Origin of the sequence: Pseudoalteromonas sp. TB51 (assembly GCF_000498055.1) — a bacterium.
Classification (GTDB): Bacteria; Pseudomonadota; Gammaproteobacteria; order Enterobacterales; family Alteromonadaceae; genus Pseudoalteromonas; species Pseudoalteromonas atlantica.
The window spans coordinates 1-25,497 of record NZ_AUTO01000281.1; the positions used below are offsets into that span (position 1 = coordinate 1).

At 41.9% G+C, this 25,497-nt stretch carries 25 protein-coding genes and 2 pseudogenes; 25 read left to right on the forward strand and 2 right to left on the reverse strand.

Annotation, left to right across the window (positions count from 1 at the left end; all coding sequences use genetic code 11):
• The 25 genes and pseudogenes from fliI to L650_RS0116685 all read left to right on the forward strand — a co-directional run.
• A pseudogene (gene fliI / locus L650_RS0116565) lies at positions 1-424 on the forward strand (flagellum-specific ATP synthase FliI); the annotation flags it as partial.
• Complete coding sequence (gene fliJ / locus L650_RS0116570) at positions 424-870, forward strand: flagellar export protein FliJ (RefSeq protein WP_029773801.1); 447 nt, start codon at positions 424-426, stop codon at positions 868-870. The pseudogene fliI and the gene fliJ, both read left to right, overlap by 1 nt.
• Positions 871-959: 89 nt before the next feature.
• Positions 960-2,945 (forward strand): flagellar hook-length control protein FliK, encoded by a 1,986-nt coding sequence (locus L650_RS0116575; protein ID WP_029773802.1) that lies wholly within the window; start codon positions 960-962, stop codon positions 2,943-2,945.
• Between the two features lie 57 nt (positions 2,946-3,002).
• Entirely contained in the window at positions 3,003-3,536 is a 534-nt protein-coding gene (fliL, locus tag L650_RS0116580) for a flagellar basal body-associated protein FliL (RefSeq protein WP_029773803.1), read from the forward strand.
• Positions 3,537-3,545: 9 nt separating this feature from the next.
• Positions 3,546-4,637, forward strand: a complete 1,092-nt coding sequence (gene fliM, locus L650_RS0116585; protein WP_029773804.1) for a flagellar motor switch protein FliM — start codon at positions 3,546-3,548, stop codon at positions 4,635-4,637.
• Positions 4,638-4,657: 20 nt separating this feature from the next.
• A complete protein-coding gene (gene fliN, locus L650_RS0116590) occupies positions 4,658-5,056 on the forward strand; it encodes a flagellar motor switch protein FliN (RefSeq protein ID WP_004588298.1) in 399 nt (132 codons plus the stop codon).
• A complete protein-coding gene (fliO, locus tag L650_RS0116595; protein WP_029773805.1) occupies positions 5,053-5,436 on the forward strand; it encodes a flagellar biosynthetic protein FliO in 384 nt (127 codons plus the stop codon). The genes fliN and fliO overlap by 4 nt, the downstream gene beginning before the upstream one ends.
• A 4-nt stretch (positions 5,437-5,440) precedes the next feature.
• Positions 5,441-6,184 carry a flagellar type III secretion system pore protein FliP gene (gene fliP, locus L650_RS0116600; RefSeq protein ID WP_029773806.1) on the forward strand — a complete coding sequence of 248 codons (744 nt, stop codon included), beginning with the start codon at positions 5,441-5,443 and terminating at the stop codon, positions 6,182-6,184.
• Between the two features lie 42 nt (positions 6,185-6,226).
• Positions 6,227-6,496 carry a flagellar biosynthesis protein FliQ gene (gene fliQ / locus L650_RS0116605; protein ID WP_004588301.1) on the forward strand — a complete coding sequence of 90 codons (270 nt, stop codon included), beginning with the start codon at positions 6,227-6,229 and terminating at the stop codon, positions 6,494-6,496.
• Positions 6,497-6,498: 2 nt separating this feature from the next.
• Positions 6,499-7,278 (forward strand): flagellar biosynthetic protein FliR, encoded by a 780-nt coding sequence (fliR, locus tag L650_RS0116610; RefSeq protein ID WP_029773807.1) that lies wholly within the window; start codon positions 6,499-6,501, stop codon positions 7,276-7,278.
• Positions 7,279-7,286: 8 nt separating this feature from the next.
• Complete coding sequence (gene flhB, locus L650_RS0116615) at positions 7,287-8,420, forward strand: flagellar biosynthesis protein FlhB (RefSeq protein ID WP_029773808.1); 1,134 nt, start codon at positions 7,287-7,289, stop codon at positions 8,418-8,420.
• Positions 8,421-8,625: 205 nt separating this feature from the next.
• Positions 8,626-10,737 carry a flagellar biosynthesis protein FlhA gene (gene flhA, locus L650_RS0116620; RefSeq protein WP_024032312.1) on the forward strand — a complete coding sequence of 704 codons (2,112 nt, stop codon included), beginning with the start codon at positions 8,626-8,628 and terminating at the stop codon, positions 10,735-10,737.
• A 22-nt stretch (positions 10,738-10,759) separates the two neighbouring features.
• Positions 10,760-12,235, forward strand: a complete 1,476-nt coding sequence (gene flhF / locus L650_RS0116625; protein ID WP_029773809.1) for a flagellar biosynthesis protein FlhF — start codon at positions 10,760-10,762, stop codon at positions 12,233-12,235.
• Positions 12,228-13,088, forward strand: coding sequence for a MinD/ParA family protein (locus tag L650_RS0116630; protein WP_029773810.1), 861 nt, complete (start codon positions 12,228-12,230; stop codon positions 13,086-13,088). Before flhF ends, L650_RS0116630 begins: the two co-directional genes overlap by 8 nt.
• A 26-nt stretch (positions 13,089-13,114) precedes the next feature.
• On the forward strand, positions 13,115-13,825 hold the full coding sequence (locus L650_RS0116635; protein ID WP_024032309.1) for an RNA polymerase sigma factor FliA: 711 nt from the start codon (positions 13,115-13,117) through the stop codon (positions 13,823-13,825).
• 41 nt (positions 13,826-13,866) lie between these two features.
• Entirely contained in the window at positions 13,867-14,253 is a 387-nt protein-coding gene (gene cheY / locus L650_RS0116640) for a chemotaxis response regulator CheY (protein WP_085065516.1), read from the forward strand.
• A 15-nt stretch (positions 14,254-14,268) separates the two neighbouring features.
• Positions 14,269-15,036: a protein phosphatase CheZ gene (locus L650_RS0116645; protein ID WP_004588309.1), complete on the forward strand. Its 768-nt coding sequence runs from the start codon at positions 14,269-14,271 to the stop codon at positions 15,034-15,036.
• 15 nt (positions 15,037-15,051) lie between these two features.
• Positions 15,052-17,259 carry a chemotaxis protein CheA gene (locus L650_RS0116650; protein ID WP_029773812.1) on the forward strand — a complete coding sequence of 736 codons (2,208 nt, stop codon included), beginning with the start codon at positions 15,052-15,054 and terminating at the stop codon, positions 17,257-17,259.
• Positions 17,260-17,310: 51 nt separating this feature from the next.
• On the forward strand, positions 17,311-18,456 hold the full coding sequence (locus tag L650_RS0116655; RefSeq protein ID WP_029773813.1) for a chemotaxis response regulator protein-glutamate methylesterase: 1,146 nt from the start codon (positions 17,311-17,313) through the stop codon (positions 18,454-18,456).
• Positions 18,449-19,213, forward strand: a complete 765-nt coding sequence (locus tag L650_RS0116660) for a flagellar motor protein (RefSeq protein WP_029773814.1) — start codon at positions 18,449-18,451, stop codon at positions 19,211-19,213. The genes L650_RS0116655 and L650_RS0116660 overlap by 8 nt, the downstream gene beginning before the upstream one ends.
• 5 nt (positions 19,214-19,218) lie before the next feature.
• Positions 19,219-20,184 carry a flagellar motor protein MotB gene (locus tag L650_RS0116665; protein ID WP_029773815.1) on the forward strand — a complete coding sequence of 322 codons (966 nt, stop codon included), beginning with the start codon at positions 19,219-19,221 and terminating at the stop codon, positions 20,182-20,184.
• Positions 20,185-20,196: 12 nt separating this feature from the next.
• Complete coding sequence (locus tag L650_RS0116670; protein WP_004588314.1) at positions 20,197-20,967, forward strand: ParA family protein; 771 nt, start codon at positions 20,197-20,199, stop codon at positions 20,965-20,967.
• Positions 20,968-20,970: 3 nt separating this feature from the next.
• Complete coding sequence (locus L650_RS0116675) at positions 20,971-21,753, forward strand: chemotaxis protein CheW (protein WP_029773816.1); 783 nt, start codon at positions 20,971-20,973, stop codon at positions 21,751-21,753.
• Positions 21,754-21,777: 24 nt separating this feature from the next.
• Positions 21,778-22,275 carry a chemotaxis protein CheW gene (locus L650_RS0116680; RefSeq protein WP_004588316.1) on the forward strand — a complete coding sequence of 166 codons (498 nt, stop codon included), beginning with the start codon at positions 21,778-21,780 and terminating at the stop codon, positions 22,273-22,275.
• Positions 22,276-22,292: 17 nt separating this feature from the next.
• Entirely contained in the window at positions 22,293-22,694 is a 402-nt protein-coding gene (locus tag L650_RS0116685) for a DUF2802 domain-containing protein (RefSeq protein ID WP_004588317.1), read from the forward strand.
• Between the two features lie 82 nt (positions 22,695-22,776).
• Here the strand turns inward: L650_RS0116685 and L650_RS0116690 are convergent, their stop codons facing one another.
• Positions 22,777-23,097 carry an EscU/YscU/HrcU family type III secretion system export apparatus switch protein gene (locus tag L650_RS0116690; RefSeq protein ID WP_029773817.1) on the reverse strand — a complete coding sequence of 107 codons (321 nt, stop codon included), beginning with the start codon at positions 23,095-23,097 and terminating at the stop codon, positions 22,777-22,779.
• 1 nt (position 23,098) lies between these two features.
• A pseudogene (locus L650_RS0116695) lies at positions 23,099-25,404 on the reverse strand (flagellar hook-length control protein FliK).
• Positions 25,405-25,497 lie beyond the last annotated feature (93 nt).

The window sequence follows — 25,497 nt, forward strand, 5'->3', positions numbered from 1 at the left end:
CGAAGGGCAAGGGTCTATCACTGCGTTTTTTACAGTGCTCAGTGAAGGCGATGATATGCAAGACCCAATAGCCGATGCTGCACGTGCTATTTTAGATGGGCATATTGTACTTTCGCGTGACTTAGCCGATAGCGGTCATTACCCCGCGATAGATATCGAAAAATCAATTTCTCGTGTTATGCCGCAAGTGGTGTCTGAGCCTCATATGCAGCAGGCCCGCGTATTAAAACAAGTGTATTCAATGTATCAGCAAAATAAAGATATGATCACCTTAGGTGCGTATCAAAAAGGGGCTGACCAAATGCTTGACCAAGCTATTAATATGATGCCGCGCGTTAATGCGTTTTTACAGCAAGGTATGCGTGATGTAATAAGTTACGACGATGGTTTACACGGCCTAGCTCAATTACTAGGACAAGCATAATGGCAAAAAATAAGCTCGATTTACTGCTTAAGCTCGAAAACGACAAAGAAGAAAATCTGCGCATGAGCTACTTACAAGCCAATCAAAATTTACAAGCTAACCAACAAAAGCTGCAAGGGTTAAATAACTTTAGATTAGAATACTCTCAGCAATTACATGTGAAAGGAAAGTCCGGTTTATCAAGCGCGGGCTTTGGCCAGTACCATGCCTTTATAGCAAAAATTGAAGAAGCAATTCGCCAGCAAGCCAGTACGGTAAATACTGCTAAGCAAGTTGTATCACAGCGTAAAGCTTTATGGTTAAAGCAGCAGGTAAAAGCAAAAGCCGTGGCAAAACTAATTGAAAAACAAAACCTAAAAGCAGCGGCGTTAATGGCAAAAAGTGAGCAAAAAATGCTGGACGAGTTTTCTGCTAATCAGTTTTTTCAGCGCCGTAAAAGTTTATAACTCTGGCGCGTTTATTGCTTTATTGGTAGGTGGTAATTAATTTTGGCAATGTGCGGTGGCAACTTGCCGCAGTGCTGTGTAGGTGAATTATGGCAATAAACGATATTTCAATGTTGGCAACAGCTGAAAAAGACTCTTTTTTAGCATTTAAAGACAATAACTTACCTGCAGGTAACGAATCTGGTGATGCTTTTTTAAGCCAGCTACAAGATGCAGACAAACCCCTTGTGTTGCCTGCTAATTCTGAGGCTCCTAACCAAACAGGTGCTTTATTGCCATCTGATGATAAGCAGCTAGCCAATGGCAAAAAACCGACAGATTCATCGAGTGATGACACACAAGATACGCTATTATCTGGCGACAGCGTTTTAGCACAAATAAACTCCTCGCAAGTGATTGACGTAAGTGTAAAAAAACACGGCAGTAGCGATAGTGACTTTAGCGAATTAAGTGCACAAAAGAGTGATAAAAGTGTTAGCTTTTTAGCTTCGCAATTAGGTGAAACTAATGAAGCCGATGCCATAACGACTAAAGCCGATGATACTCTTTTAACTGATAATAGTAGCAACGGCAAAAAAGGCGCGTTTACAAACGCTGAGCTTGAACCTAAAGCGACTAAGCAAAGCGCTGTAGAAAATTTAGCTCCTTCGTTAAAAAATGAGAGCCTAGCAAGTAGTGCTGCTAAAAACCCAATAGCAGAAGCAGTGCAAACACAAATCAATAAAACTAATAGCAACGCGGCTCTTGTAAATAGTGACGGTGAAGGTGCTGAAAATACAAAAGCGCCAGGCACTGCGTCAAATGCTGAAGGTGCGCTGCCTATAAGCGACGCAGACATAGAGCAATTAGCCAAAGAACTGACTCGTACATCTACGCAATCAGAGCTATCAACGACATCTAAAGTACTGAACTCATTAAGCGAAGCGCAACGTGCACAGTTAAACGAGCAAGTTAAAAACTCATTTACTGAAACCACGCCAAGTGAAGGTGATGATCGCGCAAGCGCTATTAAACAATTACTTACAGAGTTTGTTGTACAAAACGAAAAACAGACAAGTACGCGCGGTGAGCTAATTCAATCTCAGTTAAAAAGCTTAAATAGCGATGAAAAGCAGGCACTACTTAGTCAATTAAAAAGCTATGTGAGTAACGAGCAACCGACAGGTGATACGCTCAAAAAAGTAAATGAAACAATAAGCAACTTACAAACTATGCTTGATACGCAGCTTAGTGAGAGTAAAGCGCAAAGTGTCTCAAGCTCTGCAAATGCGGCTTTAAATGCACAGCAAGCTAGTAATGCTGCAATGAGTGCGAGTACACCGCAAAATAAAGCCATGATTAATGCTGAACCCCCTTCTAGTATTGAACAAGACGCTGTAATTCCAAAAGAGTTAGACACCTTAGAAGCCGAGCAGGAAAGCTTACTTAAAGAGACTAAAACAAGTACTAGTTTGCCCCGTGTAGCTCAAGTGTTTACGCTGATAACCGATGCAATGAATAACACGCAGGCACAAATAAATGCTCAGTACGACAGCGCTCGTTATGAGCAGTCTATTTTAGAGAGCCAAGCTATACAGTCGCAGCAATTACAAAGTAGTACCGCGCAGGTTAAGCAGGTGAATATAGATGCAAGTATGATGCAGGCTATTAATATTGTTAAAAGTGATGCAGCTAAAATGCTTCAAGAGCGTGTATCTTCAATGCTAAGTATTAGCAATAAAGAAGCTGAAATTCGCTTAGATCCACCAGAAATGGGTAGTATGCAAATTCGTATCAGAAGTGATGCAGAGCAAGCACAAATAAATTTTGTGGTGCAAAATCAGCAAGCTAAAGATGCACTCGAGCAATCAATGCCGCGTTTACGTGAAATGTTAGCCGAGCAGGGCATTGATTTAGGGGAAAGCTCTATTTCTTATGGGCAATCAGGTAATGAGCAAAGCGATGAAGGCGAGGGGCACTCGCAAGGTCAATCGGCTAATAAAAATACACAGCACGATAAAAATGATGAGCAAGATGGGGGTAACCCACAAAGTTCTCGACAACAAACTTCATCATCAATAGATTACTATGCCTAAGTACTGCTATTATAATAACTAAAACAAGCAAGTACCTTTGCTAAAAAAGGAATCACAATGGCCGAAGAAACAAGTTTAGAAATAGAAGAAACCGGTAAAAGCAAAAAAAAGCTGATCATAATCATAGTGGCAGTGCTGCTTGTTGTTGGCGGTGGTGCTGGCTATTTTTTTATGGCGGGCGATGATGCACCCGTTGAAACATTAGATGAAGAGACAACAAGCGCAGCACAAAGCGACTCGGCCGCTCCTTCTGGCTCTTCAGCTGAAATGGGCAGTGCGTTGTATGTTGCTATGCCAAGACCCTTCGTATTTAATGTACCTGGGTCAAGCAGAGATAGAATTGTACAAATTAAAGTGCAGTTACTTGTGCGTGGCGATGTAAATGAAGAAACCGCTAAAAAGCACATCCCTTTAATTGAAGGCACCTTATTAAGCGTGTTTTCAACCACCACCGCTGATGAGCTCAGCACAAGTGTTGGTAAAGAAACACTACGCTTTACAGCGCTTGAAAAAGTGCAAGCCGCACTAAATGATGTTGAAGGCACGAAAGTAATTGAGCGGGTATTATTTACCGGCTTTGTGATGCAATAAGGGGCTAGCGTGAGCGATTTATTATCCCAAGACGAAATTGATGCACTCTTACACGGCGTTGATGAAGTCGAAGAGGAAGATATACACGAAGGTGAAGACAGCGAAGGCAGTACACTACAGTACGACTTTTCTTCGCAAGATCGGATCGTGCGTGGTCGCATGCCGACCCTGGAAATTGTTAACGAGCGGTTTGCTCGTCATATGCGAATAAGCTTATTTAACATGATGCGCCGCACCGCAGAGGTGTCGATTAATGGCGTACAAATGATTAAATTTGGCGAATATATTCATACCTTATTTGTGCCAACAAGTTTAAATATGGTGCGTTTTAGACCGCTAAAAGGCACTGGCCTCATTACCATGGAAGCACGACTTGTGTTTATTTTGGTAGATAACTTTTTTGGTGGTGATGGACGTTACCATGCAAAAATTGAAGGCCGCGAATTTACCCCTACCGAACGCCGAATTGTGCAAATGCTACTAAAAATTATCTTTGAAGATTACAAAGAAGCATGGGCGCCAGTTATGGACGTATCGTTTGAATACCTCGATTCTGAAGTAAACCCAGCAATGGCTAATATTGTGAGCCCTACTGAGGTTGTGGTTATTAGCTCTTTTCATATTGAATTAGATGGCGGTGGTGGCGATTTTCACATCGCTTTGCCGTATTCAATGCTTGAACCCATTAGAGAGCTATTAGATGCGGGTGTACAATCGGATACAGAAGACACCGATTTGCGCTGGAGCAAAGCTTTACGCGATGAAATTATGGACGTTGAGGTGGATATGTCGACTCAACTTCTTGAGGTGGATTTGTCTCTTAAACAAATAATGGAACTTAAAGCGGGCGATATTATACCGGTAGAAATGCCAGAGCATATTACGGTATTTGTTGAGGAGTTACCTACATTTAGAGCTAAAATGGGTCGTTCTCGCGATAACGTTGCGCTACAAATTAGTGAAAAAATTAAACGCCCTGATTCAGTTAAATCTGAGCTGCATGTATTTACCAAAGGCGGCAAGAAAATTGATTCAGATGCAGAATTAGCAGAACTAGAAGATGATTTACACCTTTCTGACGGTGTAGACTTAGACTGGTAATTGATTAAAAGGTTAAAAGTATGAGCGATGATCAAGACACAATGGACGAATGGGCAGCAGCCCTAGCTGAAGCCGAAGGCGGTGATGAGAGCGCCGAAGCGCATGTAGCAGAGCTTGATGAACTAAGTGATGCTAAACATGAGCTTAGCGGTGACGAAAAGCGTAAACTCGATACAATTTTAGATATTCCTGTGACTATTTCTATGGAAGTAGGGCGCTCTAAAATAAATATTCGTAACTTACTGCAGCTAAACCAAGGCTCTGTTGTTGAACTAGACCGCGTAGCCGGAGAACCACTGGATGTATTAGTAAATGGTACGCTCATTGCCCATGGCGAAGTGGTTGTAGTGAATGATAAATTTGGTATTCGTTTAACGGATGTTATTAGCCAGGTAGAGCGGATCAAAAAATTACGATGAGCTCCCTTGCTGTTTTAACAAACTCAGTATTTACAAAGGCAGAAACGTTAACACCTACGGCCGACATTTTGTCTATGGTGTTGTCGTTGGTTGCGGTGCTAGTACTGATTGTAGTGCTGGCATTTTTTGTTAAAAAACTTAATCCAAATTTAGCTAATAGCGAAGAATTTAAAGTGGTACGAAGCTTACCGCTTGGCTCACGAGAGCGCTTAATGGTGGTTGAAATAGATAATGCACAGCATTTATTAGGGGTCACCCCGCACAGTATTAACTACTTACATAAATTAGACACGCCGTTAAGTGAAAAAGAACTGCCAGAACTTGCTAAGCGATTTAGCAAACTACTAAACCCGCAAACGAATCAAAATAAAAAGAATTAACCCTATGATAAAGTGGCTGCTGATTATTTTAGCTGTGTTATTTGTACCTGTTGCAAGCAGTGCAGAGGGCATAGACGCTCTAACCATTACAACCAATGCCGACGGGACGCAAGATTACTCTGTAACCTTGCAAGTACTGGCAATTATGACGGCGCTGAGCTTTATTCCTGCCGCCATAATTATGATGACTTCGTTTACCCGTATTATTGTTGTACTGGCTATTTTGCGCCAAGCCATTGGTTTACAATCAACACCTTCAAACCAAGTTTTATTAGGGATGTCGCTTTTTTTAAGTATTTTTATTATGGCGCCTATTTATCAGCAAGTTAACGAGCGTGCGATAGAACCTTATTTAAATGAACAAGTTACTTCGGTACAAGCATTAGAGCTTGCAAAGGAGCCCATGAAGGCCTTTATGCTCTCGCAGGTACGATTAAAAGACTTAGAAACGTTTGCCAAAATAGCAGGTTATGAGCAGCTTGATTCGCCAGAGGCCACACCGCTTATTGTGTTAATACCTGCATTTGTGACCAGTGAACTACAAACCGCCTTTATTATTGGTTTTATGTTTTTTATACCGTTTTTAATTGTGGATTTAGTGGTTGCCTCGGTATTAATGGCCATGGGTATGATGATGCTCTCGCCCATGATAGTGTCCTTGCCTTTTAAAATAATGTTATTTGTACTGGTCGATGGCTGGAGCCTAGTAATGGGCACGTTAGCTAAAAGCTTTGGACTAGGTACATAAACCATGTTTTACATTCGCACTTTTAAACATTAGGAGTACAACATGGAACCAGAAATTTTTGTTGATATTCTTAGCGATGCACTGTTTTTAGTTATTAAGCTGGTATCAGCTATTGTGGTACCTGGTTTACTTGTTGGTTTAGTGGTGGCGGTGTTCCAAGCGGCAACCTCAATTAATGAACAAACCCTAAGTTTTTTACCGCGCTTATTAATTACCATTGGAGCACTTATTGTAGGTGGGCATTGGCTTACTCAAGAGCTAATGGACTTTTTTACCCGCCTAGTGTTACTCATTCCTGAAATTGCAGGCTAATTGTGGAATTTCCTTTTTCTTTTGTTATTCAATGGTTAAGTGATTTTTTACTGCCTTTAGTTCGCATAAGCTCTATGATCATGATTATGGCGGGCTTAGGCGCACAAAACGTACCTACCCGCATTAAAATGGGATTGGCGGTAGTGGTAACGTTTTTAGTGGTGCCAGCGCTGCCTCCTGCAACATTTACTAATTTATTTTCTTTTGAAATGGTGCTGGTGGTTATTCAGCAAATGTTGATAGGTGTTGCGATAGGGTTTGCCTCTACGCTAATGCTAAATACCTTTGTGCTTGCTGGGCAAATACTGGCAATGCAAACCGGTTTGGGCTTTGCCTCTGTTATAGACCCTTCAAATGGTGCGAGTGTGCCTGCAGTTGGCCAGTTTTACTTAATTTTAGCGACCTTGTTATTTTTTGTTTTTAATGGCCATTTAATGATGATTCAAATGGTGGTGCATAGTTTTTCGGTGTTGCCTATAAACGGCCAGTGGTGGGCTGTTGATCATTACTGGGACATAGTAACGTGGGGCAGCTGGATGTTTACCACTGCACTGGTATTGGCTTTAGCCCCCCTTACGGCCATGCTCATTATTAATATTTCATTTGGTATTATGACCCGCGCAGCACCGCAATTAAACATTTTCTCAATAGGTTTTCCGTTTACATTAGTTGCCGGTTTAATTATTATTTGGGCTACCTTAGGTAATTTTGTAACCCAATTTGAATTTCAGTGGTTAAAAATGATTGAGCTAATGTGTAGCCTTGTTGGCTGTACGGTGTAGGAGGGGCAATGGCTGAAGATTCAGGACAAGAAAAAACAGAAGAACCCACCTCCAAAAAGCTCGAAGATGCTAAAAAGAAAGGTCAAATAGCACGCTCAAAAGAGCTAGGGACTATGTTTGTACTTATTTTTTCTGCAATTTCGTTGCTGTTATATGGGCCCGAAATAGGCAAAGGCTTATACAATATTATGGGTAGGATGCTGTCTTTAAATCGCAGTGAAACCTACGACACCACTAAAATGTTTGCGGTGTGGAGTGAGGTGGCCAGTGCGCTGCTGTTTCCAGTGGCGATGTTTGTTTTAATTATTGTTATTGCAGCATTTATAGGAAATACCTTACTCGGCGGCTTTAATTTTAGTTGGGAAGCTGCAGCACCTAAGCCCAGTAAAATGTCGCCAATAAAGGGTTTTAAACGCATGTTTGGCCCACAAGCAGCGATAGAGCTTGTAAAGTCTATATTAAAGTTTGCGCTGGTGGCTATTTTTGCGGTGTTTTTGATTCAAACTTTTTTTGATGAAATTTTGCATTTAAGTATTGAAAGCGCACCTAGTAATATAATTCATGCCCTTGAAATGCTCTCGTGGATGTTTTTAGGGTTGTCGTGCACTTTGGTGATTATTGCCGCAATAGATGCGCCTTATCAAAGTTATAACCACAACAAACAACTTAAAATGACCATGCAGGAGATCAAAGACGAGTACAAAAACTCAGAGGGTGATCCGCAAATTAAAGCGCGCATTAGGCAAACACAAAGGCAAATGTCGCAGCGAAGGATGATGCAAGATGTCCCCGATGCCGACGTAATTGTAACCAATCCTACTCACTATTCTGTGGCGCTAAAATACGATACTGAGCGAGCAGGTGCACCGATTGTACTTGCCAAAGGGATAGATGAAATGGCTATGCAAATTCGTAAAATAGCCAAAGGTAACGAAGTACCGATTGTAGAATCTCCTATGCTTACGCGGGCGCTTTATCATACTGCTGAAATAGGCCAACAGATCCCAGATCAGCTATTTACCGCTGTAGCGCAAGTTTTAGCCTATGTATTTCAGCTTAAACGCTTTAAAAAAGGTCGCGGAAAGCGCCCCATCCCTCTTAAGTCTAAACTGCCTATTCCGGATGATTTTAAATACGATTAGGGTAAGCTGAGCTAACCACACTTTACAGGGGCGCCTTGCCTAAATATCAACACGGGGCTGAAAATTCAAACCATAAAGCCCATACGCTCTTGTCTCTCACTTGCTTTAAATTTTGCATCAATACTCAATGAATCTATTGCTGACTCTATACTTGGAATAGTTATTGCTATTTCAGGCTAGTGTCAATTTATTGAATTGTAGAGTTATGGATTTTAAAGCGGTATTACAACAACTTAACAAAGATAAAAAAGAGTATGCCAAAGGTGTTGGCACACCGCTATTAGTACTTGCAGCGCTGGGTATGGTTATTTTACCGCTGCCACCATTTCTTCTTGATATATTATTTTCATTTAATATTGCTCTTGCCTTGGTTGTTTTACTGGTGACTGTTTACACCATGAAACCTCTCGAATTTGGCATGTTTCCGGCGGTACTGTTAATCGCTACAATTATGCGTTTAGCCCTAAATGTTGCCAGCACACGCGTGGTGCTCCTTGAGGGTCACAACGGGGGCGATGCGGCTGGTAAGGTAATTGAAGCGTTTGGCTCAGTGGTTATTGGCGGAAACTACGCGGTAGGTTTAGTGGTGTTTTTAATTTTGATCATTATAAACTTTGTAGTAATAACCAAAGGTGCAGGGCGTATTTCTGAAGTATCGGCTCGTTTCACGCTAGACGCTATGCCGGGTAAACAAATGGCGATAGATGCCGACTTAAACGCTGGCTTTATTAGTGCAGAGCAAGCACGTGAGCGCCGCAGTGAAGTAACCCGCGAAGCTGACTTTTACGGCTCTATGGATGGGGCGAGTAAGTTTGTAAAAGGCGATGCCATTGCCGGTATCGTGATATTAATTATTAATATTGTTGGCGGCTTATTTGTGGGCATGATCCAACACGACTTGAGCTTTAGCCGCGCAATGGAAGTATATACTTTACTTACCATTGGTGACGGCCTTGTGGCGCAGCTTCCTTCATTATTACTCTCTATTGGTACTGCTATTGTTGTTACTCGCCAAAACGAATCACATAACATGGGTGAGCAATTTAAAGCCCAATTAGGTAACGAAAAATCATTATTTATCGCCTCAGGTATTTTAATCATTATGGGGTTGGTTCCGGGTATGCCTCATATTGCTTTTTTAAGTTTAGGCGCACTACTTGGCTACTTAGCTTATTTTACTCAGCAGCAAAAATTAAAAGCCGCTGCTCTAGCAGCCCAAGAGGCTGAAAGTGGTGCCGTTGCCGGTACTGGCGTTGCAAACAAGCAAGAGCAAAAAGAGCTTGGATGGGACGATGTACAACAAATTGACGTTATTGGCTTAGAAGTTGGCTACAGGCTTATTCCGCTTGTTGACCAATCTCAAGGTGGTGAGCTGCTCAACCGAATTAAAGGGGTGCGTAAAAAGTTATCTCAGGAGCTTGGCTTTTTAGTACCGCCTGTACATATTCGCGATAACTTAGAGTTAGACCCTAATGCGTACCGTATTACCATGATGGGTGTTTCAAGTGGTGAAGGCGAGCTCAAACATGGCGATGAACTGGCCATCAACCCAGGGCAAGTATTTGGCCCTATTAAAGGGGTTGAAACCAAAGACCCTGCATTTGGCTTAGATGCGGTGTGGATAAAGCCTGATCAAAAAGACGAAGCACAGTCACTAGGTTACACCGTGGTTGATTCAGCCACTGTGGTCGCCACCCACATTAGCCAGTTATTAACTAACAGTGCCGCATTATTGCTAGGGCATGAGGAGGTTCAAAACCTGCTTGATATGTTAGCAAAAAGCCATCCACGTTTAGTAGAAGGGTTAGTGCCAGAAGTACTACCACTGACAACCGTTGTAAAAGTACTGCAAAATTTATTAAACGAAGGTGTGGCTATTCGTGATATGCGCTCTATTGTTCAAACCCTTGTAGAGTACGGCCCACGTAGCCAAGATGCCGATGTTTTAACAGCTGCAGTGCGTATTTCGCTGCGCCGTTTAATAGTTCAAGACGCTGTGGGAATGTCATCAGAAATCCCTGTCATAACCTTGGCGCCTGAGTTGGAACAGATGTTGCATCAGTCATTACAAAATGCAGGCGACGAAGGTGCCGGAATAGAACCAAGCCTTGCTGAGCGACTTCAAACATCATTAAACGAAGCGCATCAGAATCAAGAAATGGCCGGAGAACCTTCAATATTGCTAACGTCAGGAATGTTACGCACTGTGTTATCTCGCTTTGTTAAGTACACCATACCGGGTTTAAGGGTGATGTCTTATCAAGAGGTACCAGATGAAAGACAGATCAAGATTGTCAGCTCAGTAGGCCAACAATAAAGATTTTAACAGGGGTTGAACCATGAAGATTAAACGTTTTTTTGCCAAAGATATGCGCACCGCACTGAAAGAAGTTAAAGATGAGCTAGGTGTTGATGCCGTTATTATGTCGAACAAAAAACTCGCTAATGGTGTAGAAATTGTTGCCGCAGTAGATTACGACAAAGCAGCCCCTAAAGCCGCAGCGCAACAACAGGCAGCGCCTGCTCCGCAAAGAGCCGTGCAACAGCCTACTCATAACTTTGTAAAGCCAGAGCCTAAGCGTGCGCAACCTGAGCCACAAGCAAAAGTAGCTGATAGCTTACAAGCTTTATTAGAGCGTCAGTCGCCACGCCCTCGCTCTCCTGAGCTAGCCTCTATGTTTTCGCAATCAGGTATTGATACGTCTGAGCATTACCAAGAGCCAGCACAGCCACGTACGACAAATATGTTTGCTCGCGAAAATGAAGCGCCAAAACGCATGCAAACCCAAGCAGACAGCCTAGGCTTTGATGATTTAGATCAAGACTTTGACGATTTAGATGCGCCGGTTGCACCACGTAGCCAAACTAATAACAACGAAAGCGCCCAAATGAGCGCGATGCGTTATGAAATGAACGCAATTCGCCAGTTACTAGAACACCAAGTATCGGGTTTAATGCAGCAAGATATGGCACGTCGCGACCCTACACGTGCATGCATGATTGACCGTTTAGTTGGCATGGGAATAGATAAAGACGTTGCAGAGCAAATGGCGTGTTTTATTCCAGATGACGTATCGCGACAGCAAGGTTGGAAAGCATTATTGCAAATGGTTGAAGATCAAATGCAAACCACCAATAACGAAATTCTTCGCCAAGGGGGTGTGTATGCACTTGTTGGGCCTACTGGTGTAGGTAAAACAACCACAGTTGCTAAACTTGCCGCATTAGGCGCACAAAAGTATGGCGCCGACAAAGTTGCCCTAATCACCACTGATACATACAGAATTGGTGCGTATGAGCAGCTTGCAACGTATGGTCGTATTATTGGTTGTGGTGTTAAACAAGTAAAAGATGCCAATGAATTAGCTGAAGTTTTATATCATTTACGCAATAAGCGTCTAGTATTAATTGATACAGCGGGTATGAGCCAACGTGATTTACGCCTTACAGAGCAATTAAATACGTTAATGCGCAACCAGCGAGTAGATATACGTAGTTATTTAGTATTAAGTGCCACAGCACAAATAAATGTACTGCAAGAAACCGTAAGACATTTTAAAAAGGTTCAGCTAAGCGGTTGTATTTTCACTAAGTTAGATGAATCATTAAGTTTAGGTGAGATTATTAGTATAGCGATTCAAAATCGTCTTCCAATAGGGTATCTTACTAATGGTCAGCGTGTACCAGAAGATATTCGCGTTGCAAATGCTGAAAAACTAGTAAAAAAAGCTGAGCAATTGTATTTAAAAAGAGCAAAAGCACAACATTCAAGGCACCAAGCAGTGGCGCCAAGCACAGTAGGGATGTATGATTAACACAGTATTAGATCAAGCAAGCGGCCTGCGCAAAATGAGTCAAAACAACAACAACGGCGTAAAAGTTATCGCTGTCACTGGCGGTAAAGGAGGGGTGGGTAAAACCAACGTCTCTTTAAATACTGCTATTGCTTTAGGGCAGCAGGGTAATCGTGTATTAGTATTAGATGCCGATTTAGGCCTAGCTAATTGTGATGTAATGCTAGGACTACGTGTTGAAAAAAACTTATCTCATGTCCTTTCAGGCGAGTGCGAACTTGACGAGATTTTAGTTGAAGGCCCAGACGGTATTAAAATCGTGCCTGCTACATCAGGCTCGCAAAGTATGGTGGAGCTAACCCCATCTGAGCATGCTGGGTTAATTCGTGCCTTTAGTGAGCTTAATACCGAATTTGATATTTTAATTGTAGATACCGCCGCTGGTATTTCTGACATGGTGCTGAGTTTTTCTCGTGCAGCGCAAGATGTCATGGTGGTGGTGTGTGACGAGCCGACCTCTATTACTGATGCCTACGCGCTTATTAAAGTACTTAGCCGCGAGCATGGCGTTTATAAATTTAAAATTGTTGCAAACATGGTGCGCAGTATGCGCGAGGGCCAAGAGCTTTTTGCAAAGCTCTCTAAAGTAACAGACCGCTTTTTAGATGTGTCTATGGAGCTTGTTGCGACTATTCCATATGATGAAAATATGCGTAAATCTACGCGCAAACAAAAAGTAATTGTCGATCTTTTCCCTAATTCACCAGCAGCAGTCGCGTTTAAAACATTAGCGACAAAAGCAGTAAAATGGCCTATACCTAATCAACCTTCAGGACATTTAGAGTTTTTCATTGAGAAGCTAGTAAACGGCTGATTATGACAACATCGGTGAAAAGAGCTATGGGATATCAATCAACACAAAATTTAAATGTGATTGTTGAAAAGCACGCGTCGCTTGTCAAAAAAGTGGCGTGCCATTTAATAGCTCGTCTTCCTCCTAGCGTTCAGCTTGATGACTTAATCCAATCGGGAATGATTGGCCTTATCGAGGCCTCAAAAAACTTTGATGCCAGTAAAGGGGCAAGCTTTGAAACGTTTGCTGGTATTCGTATTCGCGGCGCTATGCTTGATGAAATGCGCAGAGGGGATTGGGCACCACGTTCGGTGCACCGCAAAAGCCGATTAGTAGCCGAAACCATCACAGAATTAGAAAATAGCTTAAATAGAGAACCAAAAGATACTGAAGTAGCTGAAAAACTTGATATTTCGCTAGAAGAATACCATCATATTTTAAATGATGTTAATTCCAGTAAAGTGCTTGGTATAGAAGACCTAGGGGTAGATGAAGATGTTATTAGCCCTGCAGGTCAAGATTTAGCGCTAGACAAACCATTTAATAATGTTAAAAATGAACGGTTTAATAATTCATTGTTAGAGGCAATAAAGTCTTTACCAGAGCGAGATGCAATGGTGCTTTCTTTGTATTACAACGATGAAATGAATTTAAAAGAAATTGGGCATATACTCGATGTAAGTGAATCGCGTGTAAGTCAGATACATGGTCAGGCGATGATTAAGCTCAAAGCAAAAATCAATGACTGGATAAACTAGTAGTAAGTAAATTATAGGTTAAGACCTCACCGGAGGATGTTTTGGATAAAAACATGAAAATTCTTGTTGTTGATGATTTCTCTACAATGAGACGTATTATAAAAAATCTGTTGCGTGACCTAGGGTTCACGAATGTTCAAGAAGCTGACGATGGTTCTACAGCATTACCTATGTTGCAAAATCAGGTTTTTGACTTTGTTGTAACCGATTGGAACATGCCAGGCATGCAGGGTATTGACTTGCTAAGAGCCATTAGAGCTGACGAAAAATTAAAACATATTCCGGTTTTAATGGTGACGGCAGAAGCTAAAAAAGAACAAATAATAGCGGCAGNAGCGCAAGCAGGTGTTAATGGCTATATTGTTAAGCCATTTACTGCTGGTACTTTGAAAACTAAATTAGAAAAAGTGTTTGAACGCTTAGGTTAATGAGAGGAGAGGCTTATGTCAGCACCAGCTGCGCCTCAAATTACTTTAGAACAAGCTCGTCAGCTCGTCGTTTTTTTAGAAAACGGTGAGCAAGATAAAGCAGATCAATTAATTTTAGATACTGCCTCTCAAGAGCAATCGCAGCTTTTTGCTGAAGTAGGTAAGTTAACACGTCAATTACACGAAGCCCTTAAAAGCTTTGAACTTGATACGCGTTTAACCGATTTAACCACTGATGCAATACCGGATGCGAAAAAGCGCTTAAACTATGTCATGGAAATGACAGAAAATGCAGCTAATAAGACAATGGATGCGGTCGAAGCAAGCCTTCCTATTGCGCAGCAGCTAGCAGATGAAATTGCACATATTAAGCCTACTTGGGATAGGCTTATGAACCGCGAGATAGAGCTGGGCGAGTTTAAAACCTTATGCCACAGCATCGACAAGTTTATGAACAGCTCTCATCATAAAACCGATGAGTTGCAAACGTTAATGACTAATGTATTAATGGCGCAGGATTTTCAAGATTTAACCGGCCAGGTTATCCGCCGTGTAATTGAATTAGTCAGAGAAGTAGAAGAAAGTTTAATCCACCTTTTAACAGCATTTGCTGCACAAGATGACAGCATTGCTGAAAGTAAAGAACAACAAGAAACAGAAGAACTGGTTGCCGCACAAACATTAGCAGGTCCTGAAGGCCCTATTATTGATAAAGAGTCGCGAAATGATGTTGTATCTGACCAAGACGAGGTCGATGACCTATTATCAAGTTTGGGCTTCTAAGAGGAGAGTAACTGCATGAGCTTTGAAGTCGATGAAGATATTTTACAAGACTTTCTTGTAGAGGCTGGAGAAATCCTAGAGCTTTTATCTGAACAGTTAGTTGAGCTAGAAAATAACCCAGAAGATACTGAGTTACTAAATGCTATTTTTAGGGGCTTTCATACCGTAAAAGGGGGAGCAGGCTTTTTAGCTATGACTGAGCTTGTCGATGCCTGTCATGGTGCTGAAAACGTATTTGATCTCTTACGCCAAGGGGTTAGAACCGTTAATTCAGAATTAATGGATGTGATTTTACAAGCACTAGATACCATTAATGAAATGTTTGCCACTATTCAAAACCGCGAACAGCCAGACCCAGCAGACCCTCAATTACTAGAAACCCTTCACAAACTTGGTCAACCGCCTACGGATGACGAGCTTACTGAAACAGCCCCCGAAGTTGTTGAACAAGAACCCGCAGCTCCCGTTAGCGCAACAGATGATGAAGACCCATTTGCATTTGATGAACTATTTGATGTGGCAGGTTCAAGCCCTTCAGCAGATAGCACGCAAATTGACGAAATTACAGAAGATGAATTTGAAAGCTTACTCGATGAGCTACACGGCAAAGGGCAAAGCCCAGTGTCGCAACCAAGTGCAGAGCCAGATTCAAGTTCAGATATAACCGATGATGAATTTGACAGTTTATTAGATGAATTACACGGTGTAGGTAGTTTTGGTCCGGTTGCAGGAGATACTTCAAGCAGTGAGCCAGAAGTAAAACACACAGCACCACCAGCGGCTGTTACAAATGATAGCGGTGATGATGAAATCAGCGATGATGAATTTGAAGCACTGCTTGATGAATTGCATGGTAAAGGTGCCGCACCAGAATCAAAAGAAGCTGACACACCTGCACCGCAGCCACCTAAGGCTGCACCTGTAGCACAAACGCCAGCAAAACCTACGCCAGCACCTGCAGTAAAACAAGCTCCGGCGGCAAAAGCCGCTGCGCCTACACCTAAAGTGGTTGAAAAACCAGCGAGTAGCGCTGCACCTAAAAAAGCTACGCCTCCACCTGCTGAAACCACAGTACGTGTTGATACAAAGCGTTTAGATCAAATAATGAATATGGTTGGCGAGTTGGTATTAGTACGAAATAGGTTGGTCAGTTTAGCGACCAATACAGACAGTGAAGCGATGGGTAAGGCGATATCAAATCTTGATGTGGTCACTGCTGATATTCAAGGTGCAGTAATGCAAACGCGAATGCAGCCTATCAAAAAAGTGTTTGGCCGATTCCCTCGCGTAGTACGTGACTTAGCCCGTAGCTTAAATAAAGAAATTGATTTACAGCTTGTAGGTGAAGAAACCGATTTAGATAAAAACTTAGTTGAGGCACTGGCCGATCCGTTGGTGCATTTAGTACGAAACTCAGTTGACCACGGAATTGAAATGCCAGCAGCGCGTGAAGCTGCGGGTAAGCCTAGAACTGGTAACGTTACATTATCGGCTTCGCAAGAAGGCGACCATATTTTGTTAACCATTAAAGATGATGGTGCAGGTATGGATGCAGAAAAACTGAAAAAAATAGCGATCAGTAAAGGCGTTATTGATCATGATCAGGCAAGTCGCTTAACAGATACAGAAGCGTATAACTTAATATTTGCACCAGGCTTTTCGACCAAAGAAGAGATATCTGATATTTCTGGTCGTGGCGTAGGCATGGATGTAGTAAAAACTAAAATTACGCAGCTTAATGGCTCTGTGAGTATACAGTCAGAGTTGGGCGTAGGGACTATTTTAGAGATAAAAGTACCATTAACACTGGCTATTTTACCTACGCTGATGGTTATTGTTGGTGAGCAAACGTTTGCGTTACCACTTGCTGGTGTGAGTGAAATATTCCACTTAGATTTAACCAAAACCAATGTGGTAGATGGTCAGCTTACAATTATTGTTCGTAAAAAAGCGATACCGCTATTTTACTTAGAGCATTGGCTAGTTAAAGGTGCTGATTGTTCTCAGCGAAAAGCGCAAGGTCATGTGGTAATTGTACAAATAGGTACTCAGCAAGTTGGCTTTGTGGTTGATTCATTAATTGGCCAAGAAGAAGTTGTTATTAAGCCTCTTGATGCGTTATTACAAGGTACGCCTGGAATGGCTGGTGCAACAATTACATCTGACGGTGGTATTGCGCTGATTCTGGATGTACCTAATATGCTTAAGCATTACGCAGGATAAAATGTAGGCATACCTGTGTATGCCTACACATAAATTTAATAAGAGAGCGCAATGGCCGTAAAAGTTTTAGTTGTTGACGATTCCAGTTTTTTTCGCCGTCGAGTAAGCGAAATTCTTGAACAAGACAGCGGTATTGAAGTAATAGGTTTTGCTGTTAACGGTAGAGAAGCCGTAGAAAAAACAGCGCAGTTACGTCCAGATATGATCACCATGGATGTAGAAATGCCTGTGCTTGATGGTATTAGCGCAGTAAAAGAAATTATGGCGAGTAACCCAACGCCAATACTTATGTTTTCTTCATTAACCCGCGACGGTGCAACCGCAACTTTAGATGCACTTGATGCCGGAGCTATGGACTTTTTACCGAAAAAGTTTGAAGACATTGCACGAAATAACGAAGATGCAATCAAGTTATTGCAAGCCAAAGTGAAGGAAATTGGTCGCAGGCGTGCACCACGCCCTGTTAGGCCATTAACATCAAGTAAGACTACTGCTCCACCTGCAAGCAAACTAGCCACAACAAGCTCTTCGCTTAAACAACCTGATAGAAGCTTTCAACGTGCTGCCCCAGTGCAGACAACAACTACACCCAGTATGCCCACGCGTGCCAGCGGTAAACATTATCAAATAGTGGCTATTGGCACTTCAACTGGCGGGCCAGTTGCTTTACAAACCATATTAACCCAATTACCTGCTAACTTTGCACACCCTATTTTGTTAATTCAGCACATGCCGGCGGCATTTACGCCTGCGTTTGCGGCACGTTTAAATAGCCTTTGCAAAATACGCGTTAAAGAAGCGCAACAAGGTGACAGGCTAGAAGCCGGCACAGCCTACTTAGCACCTGGTGGACAGCAAATGATGGTAGAGGGGCGAAGTGGTAACAAAACGTTGCGTGTATTTGAAGATAATAGTGAACGTATAAGCTACAAACCAAGCGTTGATGTGACTTTTGCAAGTGTTGCCAAAAGCTATCAAGGAGATGTACTTGCTATTGTTTTAACCGGCATGGGCGCTGATGGACGTGATGGCGCGCGAATGCTTAAGCAATCTGGCGCAACAATTTGGGCGCAAGATGAAAAAAGCTGTGTGGTATACGGTATGCCTCAAGCTATTGCCAACGCTGGGCTTGCCTCTGAGCATTTAGCGTTAAACGACGTAGCAGCAAGAATAAAAAGAGAGACTGGTTGTGGATAAGCTCTCTGTTTTAGGGTTAATCATTGCGCTGGGCGCTATAGCGATTGGTTACTCTTTAGAGGGGGGCGTTGTCACGGCGTTATTTAATGGCCCTGCACTTATTATTGTACTTGGCGGCACCTTAGGGGCTGTTATGTTGCAAACGGCGACAAGCACCTTTAAAAAAACGCTAAGCATGAGCCATTGGGTATTTTTTTCACCCCAGTACAATATTGAGCAAGCCATAGAGCAAATTAAAACGTGGTCGCATAAAGCTCGTCAGGAAGGGTACTTAGCGCTTGAAAAAGAGGCACTTAGTCACCCAGATCCTTATGCAGCAAAAGGGCTTAGCTTACTAGTAGATGGGTGTTCGGAGCAAAAGCTACGCGACACCTTAGAAATAGATTTAATGCTTGAACGAGACCGCTTACTTGAAGCAAGTAAAGTGTACGAAGCCATGGGCGGATATAGCCCAACTATAGGTATTTTAGGGGCTGTACTTGGTCTTATTCAAGCAATGTCATTTATTACCGACCCTCAAAAGCTAGGTGCAGGGGTCGCCACCGCATTTATTGCAACAATATATGGGGTGGGTTTAGCTAACTTATTATTTTTACCTATGGCCAATAAGCTTAAGCAGCGAGTAGAGCAAAAAATGCTTTACCATGAAATGATGGCCGAAGGGGTGATTGCTATAAGCCTTGGCGAAAGTCCTATAAACATAGAATTAAAGCTTGAAGCTTATCGCACAGAGCGCCCTAATGTCGTGGTAGAGTAACTTTTATGTTACGCCGGCGCTTACGTCAATCAGCTGAAAAAAATCAACATACAGAACGTTGGTTAGTCTCTTATGCTGATTACATGACCATTATGTTTGCCTTTTTTGTGGTTATGTATGCCATTGCCATAAATAAAGAAGAAAGTTTTCAAATCCTCTCAGACTCCCTAGAACAGGTTTTTGACAAATCAGCAAGGCAGCAATCGCAACAAGGTGAGGGCGTTACTGGTGAAGGGCTACTTACTGACCGTGTTACCCCAGAGCAAGAGTTATTGTACGGTGAGAGCATTCAAAAACAGGAGTCTGGCCCAGAGCTGCTAGATGGACATAGTGATACCAGCAATATAAAACAAAAACATTTAGGTAAACCACTCGATAGTTTGTTAACTAAATTACATTCAGCACTTATTGATGAAATTCGTGATGGAGAAGCAAGTTTAGAGCTCAACCAAGATTGGCTTATTATTGAGCTAAGTTCAGGAATGCTGTTCTCAAGTGGTAGCTCTGTGGCCCATGCGCGAGCTAAGCAAGTCGTAAAAATTGTAAAAGATATTATTGCCCCAGTAGATAACTACATAAGGGTAAGAGGTTACACAGATAACGAAAGTATTCGCAATGAAATGTTTCGCTCTAACTGGGAGTTGTCAGTTGCACGGGCGACCTCTATTTTAGTTGAATTAGAAACGTTAGGAATTAACCCAGCTAGAATGGCAATCGAGGGGTATGGGCAATACTCACCTTTTGCCGAAAACGACACCGCAGCGGGTCGAGCAGAGAATCGTAAAGTTGTTATTGCGCTTTCTAAGTATGGCTTAGTACAAAAAACCACCGAAAATGAAGCTGAGCCTGATGAGCAAGTGCAACAAGCTGCGCCTGAGCCAGAGGTGGAACTTCCCTCTGATGATAACTCTATTAAAATAATTCGTTTACCTCATGGTGGCATCAGAATCACCACGCGCAATGAACAGTAATTAGGACTTAATGTGAAGATTTGGACAGTAGCAAATCAAAAGGGCGGTGTAGGTAAAACCACAACGGCTGTCAGTCTTGCTGGTATTTTGGCCTTGCAAGGTAAACGCGTATTACTCATTGATACCGACCCTCACGCCTCACTAACGTACTATTTTGGTATTGATTCTGAAGATTTAGAAGTCAGTGTGTACGATATTTTTGCCCGCGGCACCTCAATGCAAAGTGAAGAAATACTTCAAGCATTGTGCCCCTCTACCATGGAAAACCTGGATATATTGCCCGCGACGATGGCTATAGCAACCCTCGATAGAAGCATGGGCAATAAAACGGGAATGGGCTTAATTTTAAAAAAAACACTTGCAAAAATTAGTGAACATTACGATTATGCGCTGCTTGATTGCCCGCCCGTTTTAGGTGTTTTAATGGTGAACGCATTAGCCGCCAGCGAACGTATTTTAGTGCCTGTGCAAACGGAGTTTTTGGCGCTCAAAGGGCTTGATAGAATGATGCGCACTATGGAATTAATGCAAAGCTCTCAAGCGAAACAGTACCAATATACTATAATCCCTACTATGTATGATAAGCGCACAAAAGCGTCGCTTGAAGCCTACAAAACGTTACAAAATACATATAAAGATAAAGTATGGCCAGGGGTGATCCCCGTTGATACAAAGTTTAGAGATGCAAGCCTTGCACAAAAGGTACCCATAGAGTTTTGCCCACGTTCGCGTGGGGTCTACGCTTATAAAGCGTTATTAGATTATTTAATTGGACAAGGTTAATGAATGAGTAAGCAATTATTTGCTAATGAAAAAGTAATGACTCAATACTTAGGGGCGCTATTATGCGAAGACGAACCTGAGGAAAACCTTGAGCCTGTAGCAAAGCTACTTGAGCAAGTACCTAGTGCCTTACAAAACGACGAAGTACTTTTAAAGCCCAAAGCGCAATTAAAAGTAACCGAGCAGCTTTATTCTGAGCAAGTAAAAGAGAGTAATAGCGAGGCTGACGCCACTATTTCGCCACCGGCACCTATTGAGCCTGAGCCAGTAGAGACACCTGAGGTGCAAACCCAGTTAAGTACAGAACCTGCCCCTTTATTACATAGCCAAGAAGATTACTTTGAAGGTGAATTTCAGGCTCTGTTTTTTGAAGTGGCTGGTTTAACATTGGCTGTTCCTTTGAAAGCGCTTGGAGGAATTCATCAATTAGGTGAAGTAAATCATTTATTTGGTAAGCCAAAGTGGTTTAAAGGCGTTATGCTTAATAGAGATGAAAAGCTAAACGTAGTTGATACTGCCCGTTGGGTAATGCCTGAAAAGTACGATGAAAAGTTAGAGGCGTCTCTTAATTATCAGTATTTAATAACCTTAGGCGATAGCAACTGGGGTTTATTGGCTGAAAAGTTAATAAATAACATTACATTGAGTAAAGAAGATGTAAAATGGCGAAAAAACAGTGGCAAACGCCCTTGGCTTGCCGGTGTTATTAAAGAAAAAATGTGTGCTTTAATAGATGTAGATAATTTAAATGCACTATTAGAAAAAGGCTTAGATAGCCGTCAGTAGTAACGACCATTACGGGGTAACAGCATGAGCGAAGATAGACTATTATCAGCGAATAAAAACGCAGATAACAACGATGAAATTTTACAGTGGGTAACGTTTAAGCTTGAAGAAGAAACGTATGGCGTCAACGTAATGCAGGTGCAAGAAATTTTACGTTATACCGAAATTGCCCCAGTACCTGGAGCACCTTCATACGTTATTGGCATTATAAATTTACGTGGTAACGTAGTCACTGTTATTGATACTCGTGCACGCTTTGGTTTGCCTGCTGCAGATGCAACTGATAACTCTCGCATTTTAATTATTGAAGCAGAAGAGCAAGTAATTGGTATTTTAGCTGATAGTGTTTCTGAAGTTGTGTATTTACGCAGCTCTGAAATAGACAGCGCCCCAAATGTTGGTACCGAAGAAAGCGCTAAGTTTATCCAAGGTGTATGTAACCGCGATAACGAATTACTTATTTTAGTCGATTTAAATAAATTACTTAGCGATGACGAATGGGATGAGTTAAGCGATATTTAAGCTTTACCACTAAAATTATGTTGTTACTCAGTATCGCAATAGCAGCGCTAGGGATAGGTTTAATATCCCTAGCGCTAATTGTTGCATTAAAAAATAAACAGTCGGCGGAGCTTAATGCGGTATCACAGCAATTAAAAGATACCTCAGAGCAAACACATATATTACGCAGTGAAGTGTCTGAGCTCAGAACAGGGCTTTTAAGTATTGGTAAGCGCGTACTTGAAGTTGAGCAACAAAATCAAGAGTTGATGCAACAACAAGCTGCCCAAAAATATGATGACCCAGACGCAAAAATATATTCTCGTGCTGTTAAAATGGTTGAGCTTGGCGCAGATTTAGATGAGGTGATACGCGAGTGCGAGCTTCCTAGGGCTGAGGCTGAACTATTATTTTCGTTACATAAACAAAAAGACGCCTAGCGTCTTTTTTGCTTTTAACTACACGTAATACCAATGTGCAGTAATACTTAATAAAGGGGGTAGGTATAATTCATCCACCTAGTTAGGCCTTTACATTTAGCTTACCTTGAAAGTCTTGCCAGCCAGGTGGGAACTGCCCACGAAGCACGTACGAAAAAGCAATCAATTCAGCAATAACATAATAAAGCTCTTTAGGTATTTCCTCTCCCAATCCTAAGTGTGAGAGTGTTTTAGCAAGTGCTTCATCTTGGTGGATCATAATGCCTTTTTGTTTTGCTGCTGCGATTATTTCATCGGCCAACTCGCCAAACCCTTTTACACTTACCGCGGGGGTACTTCCTGCTTCATACAACAGGCCAATCGCAGATTTATTATTTGCTGCTAAATTAGAGGTGTCAGTCATGTTAAACCTTAATATTTATAATGGCATGCGATTGATAAAACGCTTGATGACTAGCATCTGCGCGTTTTAAGTTTAGCTCGCCTACTTGCAAGCCATGCTGAGCTAATTTAGCCCTGAGGCTATCTAAGTGAGGGTGTGCAATTGCACTTACTTCTTGGCTAGAGGCAAGCAGCTGGCAATCGAGCGCTTTGTCCATAAGCTCAGCCACTATTTGTAATTGCCCTTGCTGTGCATAATCAAAATTTAATCTAACAAACCACACGTTTTTTTCGGTTTTATCTACACTGGCTTTTTTATATTGCCCTAAGGTTATCTCTGTTTGTCCCGCTTCAGGCGGAAGTTTCATCGGAAATAAAAACTGTGCTAGCGGGTTTGTGTCGCTTTGTTGGTTTGGCGTAGTTACTTGTACTTGGCTAAGGGTATTTTTAACTTGTAGCAGCTCTGGGGCAAGCTCTTGTATTTGTGTTAGTTGAAGTTGCTCTAATAGTTTTTCCGCGCCATTACCTACTTTAAAAGTAGGTAAAAGCACATTAAGTAGGGCATCCACGCCTGTGTGGTTATTAAACGTTAGCGAAGTACTTGGTTGGCTTATTATTGGCGCCGCTAAAATAGTAACCGCAAGTTGCTCAAGCCCTTTTGTAAAGCTACTTTGTAGTGTGTCGTTTGGCGTAGTAAGCGGTTGTAAGGTACTTAAAAGCTCTCGTTGTATGGTGGCTGGGTGCACATTAGTACTGGAGACCATTCTATTAAAAGCTTGATTCACTAAACGCGTAAGATCAGGTGTATTTTGTGTAGCTTTACTTGCTATGTCAGTAATTTGGCTACTCAACAATGTCTTAGGGTTGGAAGCACTATTTGGGCGCTCACTCTCTGTTGGCAAATTTAAAAGCGAGGTTAAAAGTTTAGCTTCTGTTGGTTGTAACTGCTGACTTACAGCTGTGTTAAAAAGCGAGTGAGACAAACTGGGTTGATTGGGAGTATTTACCTGTGAAGTTGTGGCATGTAGTGTTTTTAAACTCAGCGGCGCAGAAGCGTTGCCTTGCGTACTTACATTTGTTGGTTGGGCGCTCACTGCTTGGGGCTGAGCTGTGTTGTTTGCTGATTGCCATAACGACACACTCGCTTTTAATTGCTGGGTTATTTGCACTAAAGGAGGCAGCTGCGCAAAGTGTTTAGCTAAAAGGCTGTTAGGAGTAAAAGAATGATTAGCAACTTCTGCGGTTATATTTAGCTTGCTTAAATTAGGGTTTGTTAGCGTGTTTATTGGTGTCGGCGTTTTATTTACATCAAGCTTAGCTTGTTGAGCCTGCAAAGGTGACGTTTTACTCGCAAAGGGTTTGTTTTCAAAGTATTTAACGGCATCGTTAATTCGCGTTTTTAAATCGCTAAAGCTACTTTGTAACCATGACTTTATAGGGCTTTGTGCACTTAACTGCGGGCTTGTTTTATCAGCGGGGGGGCTGGTTGCATTTTGCTGCAGTGATAAAACCAAGTCGGTAAAGGGTTTACTAAATGAGTTATTAAGTGCGACCTGCATTTTAGGTAAGTTAGTTTTAATGAGCAGCTTATCTGCTTGATTAGTAATATTTACTGCCACGGGCTTGCTAGGCAATTCACTAAGCTGTTTATTGGTTACCGGGGNGAGCCGCTATGCTGAGGGTGCGAAATAATAGCTAATTTAGGCGTTGCTTGTAGTTGCGCGCTGGGCAGTAAGTTAGTTAATAGCTGCGAAATTTTATGCTGGCTGAGAGTTTGAGTATGGACGGTGTCAGCAAAGCGGTTAATAACATTTATTTGTGCGCCTTTATTGGTTGTATTAATAAGTACCTGTAATAGCTGCTCGGTATTTAACAGCTGTGCGGTTTCTTTGTTAATTGCAATACTGGCATTAAGGCTAGGTATCAAAAGCTGCGGTGACGGCGAAAGCTGTACATTGACTGGCAAAGGTTTACTTTGTATTTCACTACCGGTACTAACATAATTTAAAAAACGCTGCAGTTGTGATGCGTTGTTAAGTGTAATATTGGTATTGTTGGGAGTAATACTTAGCTGCTTTCCATCAGCGCTGAGCTGTATGTTAGCACTTGCTATTTTGTCTGTATTTTGTGGGGCATGCGTTATGCCTAAGCGTAGAGTTTGCCAGTGTTTATCTATTAAAACATCGAGTGTAATTGAGCCTTTTGAAAACTGAATCTTTTTAGCCGCAAGTACCTGCTCGGGTAATTGTACTAATTCGTGCGAAGTGCTCGGGGCGCTTTGGTTATTAACCAATGAATTAGATAATGTGATTTGCGTTGGATTATTCATTATTTTAAATCAAGTTTTCGCTAATTTTCGTGAATCGATTTTAAAGCAATATTCGTATTACCCTATCATTATGGTAGACTAACGCCTAATTTT